The following is a 1,300-nucleotide window of genomic DNA, read 5'->3' on the forward strand; positions in this document are numbered from 1 at the left end:
ACCACGTCCGGGCACCCCCCACCTCCAGCACCTACACCCGTCCCCCACCCGACGCTGTTCCGATCTCGGCGCGTCGGCCCGAGCCATCACGCCGGCGATCAGCAGCGGCGTCATCAACGAGCGCAGCTGGGCCACCGGCCTGCGGCGGTCGATGACCTCGATCACCTGACGCAGCGCCGTCTCGGCGAACACCACGGCCGACCGCGGCGGCGGTGCCTCATGCGGCGGCGCCGGCGGGCGGTGCGCCCGCAGCGCGGGCCGGTGCAGCGTCGGACCGGACGGGAGCAGGCACGGCTGCGCCGACCGCGGCCCGAGGGGCTGAGGGTCAGGTTCGTAGTCGACGACCGGCGAGGTCTTCCAGGTGGTGGTCGACGCGTGATCGGACGGGGATGCGGACATGCGGGCTCTCCAGTGATCGCGGTGGGATCTGCCGGAGAGTTGCAGACCGCTCCATGATCCCACGCACGACAGGCACCCCGGAGCACACGTTGTGCACGGTTTCAGAGAATGCCGTTAACGTGGCAGGGTCCGGGGCGGCAACGAGGTGAGCGGGGGAGGCGGCGCGGCACATGGTGACCAGGCTGTCGGCGTCGGATGCGTCGTTCTTCCGGCTGGAGAACTCGTCGACGCCCATGTACGTCGGCTCACTGCTGATCCTGCGCAAGCCCCGCAACGGGCTGAGCTACGAGACGCTGCTGGCCACCGTCGAACAGCGGCTGCCGCAGATCCCGCGCTACCGGCAGAAGGTGCGGGAGGTGACGCTCGGGCTGGCCCGGCCGGTGTGGATCGACGACCGGGACTTCGACATCACCTACCACATCCGACGCTCGGCGCTGCCGTCCCCGGGCAGCGACGCCCAGCTGCACGAACTGGTGGCCCGGCTCGGGTCCCGGCCATTGGACAAGTCGCGGCCGCTGTGGGAGATGTACCTGGTGGAGGGGCTGGCCAAGAACCGGCTCGCGATCTACACGAAGTCGCACCAGGCGCTCGTCAACGGCATGACCGCCCTGGAGATCGGCCACGTGATCGCCGACCGGACCCAGAAGCCGCCGGAGTTCGGCGAGGACATCTGGATCCCCGGCCGCGAGCCCAGTGACCGGCGGCTGCTGCTCGGCGCCGTCGGCGAATGGATCATGCGGCCGACCGCCCAGGCCGCCGCCGTCCGCACGGCGCTGACCGACGCCGTCACCAACACCGGACAGCTGGTCGACCTCGGGCGTCGCGGTCGTTCTTCGGCGTGATGCTGCTCAGACCGCTCCCGCTGCGGACCGTCTCGCCGATCGCGGTCTGGATCGCCATC

At 70.8% G+C, this 1,300-nt stretch carries 2 pseudogenes; one reads left to right on the top strand and one right to left on the bottom strand.

What is annotated here, in order from left to right:
* A pseudogene (locus ASJ79_RS24235) lies at positions 1-399 on the bottom strand (hypothetical protein); the annotation flags it as partial.
* 170 nt (positions 400-569) lie between these two features.
* On the opposite strand from ASJ79_RS24235, the pseudogene ASJ79_RS24240 reads away from it, so the two are divergent.
* Positions 570-1,223 (top strand): annotated as a pseudogene (locus ASJ79_RS24240) (wax ester/triacylglycerol synthase domain-containing protein); the annotation flags it as partial.
* Between the last annotated feature and the right edge of the window lie 77 nt (positions 1,224-1,300).

This window comes from Mycobacterium sp. NAZ190054 (genome assembly GCF_001545925.1).
Lineage (GTDB): Bacteria > Actinomycetota > Actinomycetes > Mycobacteriales > Mycobacteriaceae > Mycobacterium.